Origin of the sequence: Bradyrhizobium sp., from assembly GCF_049512235.1 — a bacterium.
Taxonomy (GTDB): domain Bacteria; phylum Pseudomonadota; class Alphaproteobacteria; order Rhizobiales; family Xanthobacteraceae; genus Bradyrhizobium.
The window spans coordinates 1-3,604 of record NZ_JBEKXH010000590.1; the positions used below are offsets into that span (position 1 = coordinate 1).

Below are 3,604 nucleotides of genomic sequence, written 5' to 3' on the forward strand. Positions count from 1 at the left end.
AGATTTTCGGCCGCGCCTCGCATGCCGGCGTCGCACCGGAGCGGGGAATCAGTTCGACCATGATCCTTGCGCTCGCGCTCGCGGACGTGAAGGCGGGTGGCTGGTTCGGCAAGGTGGTGAAACGCAAGCGGCAGGGCACGAGCAATGTCGGCCCCGTCACCGGCGGTGACGGCCGGCCGGCTGGAGACGCAACCAACGTCGTCACCGACTACGTGCACGTGCGCGGCGAAAGCCGCAGCCACGACCGCAAGTTCTTCAAGGAGATCACCACAGCCTACAAGGCGGCGTTCGAGAAGGCTGCAAAGCGCGTCAAGAACAGCGATGGCAAGTCAGGGCGCGTCAAGTTCAAGGCCGAGACCGACTACTATCCGTTCCGCATGAAGGATAGCCTGCCCGTGGTCAGGCGCGCGGTCGCGGCGGTGTCCAGCATGGGCGGAACACCGACCATCCGCGCCGCGAATGGCGGGCTCGACGCGAACTGGATGGTCCGCCACGGTATTCCGACCGTAACCTTCGGCGCAGGGCAGAACGAGCCACACACGATCGACGAATGGATCAATGTCGACGAGTACGACCGAGCCTGTGCGCTCGCGGTACAGCTCGCGACGATGCGGTGAGCCTAGCGACACGCCGAAGCCCAAGTGGTGAAGGCGATCTGGTTGCAGGTAAGACAGGCGGTGAGCCCGTTCGACCTTGCGTTCGCATCCCTGGTTCTGACGCTTTCATCAGGCTACGTCCTTTAAGCTCGCGTCGTGGACCGCATCTGCGTGATAACACCAGCGTGTTACCGCGGTGATGGATCAGGGTGTCGGTGCATTGATGCGAGATCTTGCCTTTTCCGGGATGGGACCGGCCACCTCGCTGCGCCTGGGAACGACTCATAGCGGCCGTTGGAACAACGATCGCAGGTGAAGATTGTCCTCAATCAACGCGGGCGCGTTCAGGCACCCACGGGCCGATTTTGGAACATAAGTATATGATTTTACTGGCATTTCCACTAAAAAGCCGTTCATAACGGAGCTTGTCAACGCCACTTTCATTTGTCTATGCTTTGCTGCAGAGCAACGAGCCGATATGGGGCGGCTCGATATCGCGACCTTTTTCGGGGGCAGCTGATGTCTGAGACATATTTGGCGGATATCCGCGCGGATAAGCGGCAAGCAGTTCCAGTAAATTTGGGTCAGGCTGCGACCGAGACGCACGGGTTCGTTTCTTGCGGAGTGATTTTCGAACCTCCATCTGTGGCGTAAGGTCGACCACCATGGTTGAATTCAGTTCGCCGACTCCAGACTTTGTTCCTAGCAACGTGCTTATTCGAATGTTTGCTGATGACGCTCGCATGTATTTGGAGCGCGCACAAAAATCAGACGACGAAGAACTGCGCCGATCGTTGTCCGGATCCCCGGATGAAGTCTTAAATCTGGCACCTCCTCACATTAGTAAAATCATCGGCGAGACTTTGCAAAACGTGCTCGTTAGCCTTGGCGGGCGTCGACAGGCTGGACTCATCAAGGATGACGTTGTCGCCAGAGAGAGTTTTTCGGACGAGACGGAAGAAGAAATAGTCGAGTGTCTTCCTATAACTGAAGATCGACGGCATCAGTTTTGTCAAATACTTCTCGCGGAGCTTAAGAACTATCTCAGGGACGGCGGAGCGATCGTAGGCAACTGGGGTTTTGTCGGGCTAACCGATAAGTCGGAAGTTGTGCTCAATGTAACGAAGCCTGCGCACAAGCGGCTCAGAGATTCGCACACTCGAACAGGTTACAAGAGCTTCGATTACTAGTTGATGATTGATTAGAGCGTATCGGGCTGATATCTGTAAAAAATTAGACGTTTGTCGCGCGATCTGAAACGCGGCTCGTTCCGGCTGGCAAGCTGCGGATAAATCTCGGAAAGCATTGGCGGCGCCAAAAGGGGGGTGATGCGTCAATGGCCGTTTTTAACGCCGTTCATTTGACTGATTTGCAGTTCGGTAGCGTTCCCAATCGGACAAATGCCTTACAAGCTAATACAATCCGTAGGAAGCTGGGTTCGATCTGGCAAGGAAGCACAAAGCTACCCGCCACCCAGGACCAGGGGATTGCGGAACGCGCGGCAGCTTGGGTTTATGACAAAAGCGCTCGACTCCAGGCTGCTGGCGATACGCTCGACGCGCTCGTCCTATCCGGAGATCTGGCGACGACAGGTTTACAGGCCGATCTGGACGCCGCATTGCAGTATATCGACGCGCCCCCCGTAAACGGGCACTTTCGCGCGCCTCGGACTGGCGAACCACCCAACGGCCCGCATCTCGCGACCATTGCGGGTCTTGCGAAGACTTTTTTGATACCCGGCAACCATGACCGTTACCAAAATAATGGGGGCGATGCTGGCGGCATGCTGTTCGATCAAGTGTTCGCCAGCTATTGGGCGAGGAACACACATGGTGTCATCGCTTCAATCCTCGAGAAACCCGTCCCAGGATCGAGTTCGAACGAAGTCGAGCACTTAGCGTTGATCGGGGTGGATGCATGCCTCCGGCAAAACTCTCACGCAAACGGAATCGGGCGTCACTGGGGCCAGGGGCACGTCTACTCGAATACCTCGACTGAGCTTGAGGCGAAAACGAACTTTGCTCGCGCACGATATCCCGATATCGCTGTGATATGGGTGGTGCATTTCCCGCCTCACCTCGTTGGGGCGACCGAACAGCTGCTCCACCACGATCTGATCGAGAAAGCGTCCAAGCGGCTTCGCGTAAGCCTTATTCTATCGGGCCACACTCACGAGAATCATGTCTATCCGGCTGGGGCAGGCAGTACGATCTGGAATGGAGGCTCGGCGACGCAGTTTGCGGAAAGCCGGGGAAACTGGATCCAGTGTCTCGATGTCGAGATCGTAAAAAATCGTTTCGTCAAAGCCACCCGCCGCAACTACAGCTGGGATACCAACATGGGCGACTTTCAGCAAACCGGTCTAGACCAGTATCTCTAACTGGGCCAAGGCGACGGCACGCGAGCCCAGCCAGAGCGTCCCGAAGCAAAAGCGGCCCGAGGTCCGGATTCTTTAGCCGGCGATGTCAGAGCTTGCGCCACTTGTCACGGCCCGGTCCGATATCCGTTCGAGGCCAAGTATCTCGTACAGGCGTTGCAATACTGCATCCATCCTGAGATCCAGACGAAATATCTTTTCGTCACCAACGGACAGCAAGCGCAAGCTTGCCGGCCGCAAGATCGTCAATTCAGTGAAGACCGCGCTTGGCGGCGACAACCGCGCCGGCTGCGGCGTTCTCGTCACGCTGGCTGCCGAGCTTGCGCAGCAGAAGCTTGATCATCCGCCGATCACCCTGTTGTTCTGCGTGCGGGAGGAGAGCGGGCTATGGGGTGCGCGCCACGTCAAGACCGCTGACCTTGGCTCGCCGGTCATGGCCTTCAACTACGACGGCGGCTCTGCCTCCAACGTCACCATCGGTGCCGTCGGCGCGGATCGCTGGCAGGTTGAGATTTTCGGCCGCGCCTCGCATGCCGGCGTCGCACCGGAGCGGGGAATCAGTTCGACCATGATCCTTGCGCTCGCGCTCGCGGACGTGAAGGCGGGTGGCTGGTTCGGCAAGGTGGTGAAA

General features: G+C 57.8%; 3 protein-coding genes and 1 pseudogene. All 4 read left to right on the forward strand.

Features of this window, described 5'->3' with window-relative positions:
• Positions 1-617, forward strand: a 617-nt coding sequence (locus ABSG20_RS32290) for a M20/M25/M40 family metallo-hydrolase (RefSeq protein ID WP_423868504.1), incomplete at its 5' end; no start/stop codon positions are given.
• A gap of 644 nt (positions 618-1,261) precedes the next feature.
• On the forward strand, positions 1,262-1,786 hold the full coding sequence (locus ABSG20_RS32295; RefSeq protein WP_423868505.1) for a hypothetical protein: 525 nt from the start codon (positions 1,262-1,264) through the stop codon (positions 1,784-1,786).
• A gap of 146 nt (positions 1,787-1,932) precedes the next feature.
• On the forward strand, positions 1,933-2,976 hold the full coding sequence (locus ABSG20_RS32300) for a metallophosphoesterase family protein (protein ID WP_423868506.1): 1,044 nt from the start codon (positions 1,933-1,935) through the stop codon (positions 2,974-2,976).
• 211 nt (positions 2,977-3,187) lie between these two features.
• Positions 3,188-3,604 (forward strand): annotated as a pseudogene (locus tag ABSG20_RS32305) (M28 family peptidase); the annotation flags it as partial.

What these genes read in the sequence shown, in the direction of transcription:
- ABSG20_RS32295 (WP_423868505.1), top strand. Translation starts at nt 1,262, where the DNA reads ATGGTTGAATTCAGTTCGCCGACTCCAGACTTTGTTCCTAGCAACGTG.
- ABSG20_RS32300 (WP_423868506.1), top strand. Translation starts at nt 1,933, where the DNA reads ATGGCCGTTTTTAACGCCGTTCATTTGACTGATTTGCAGTTCGGTAGC.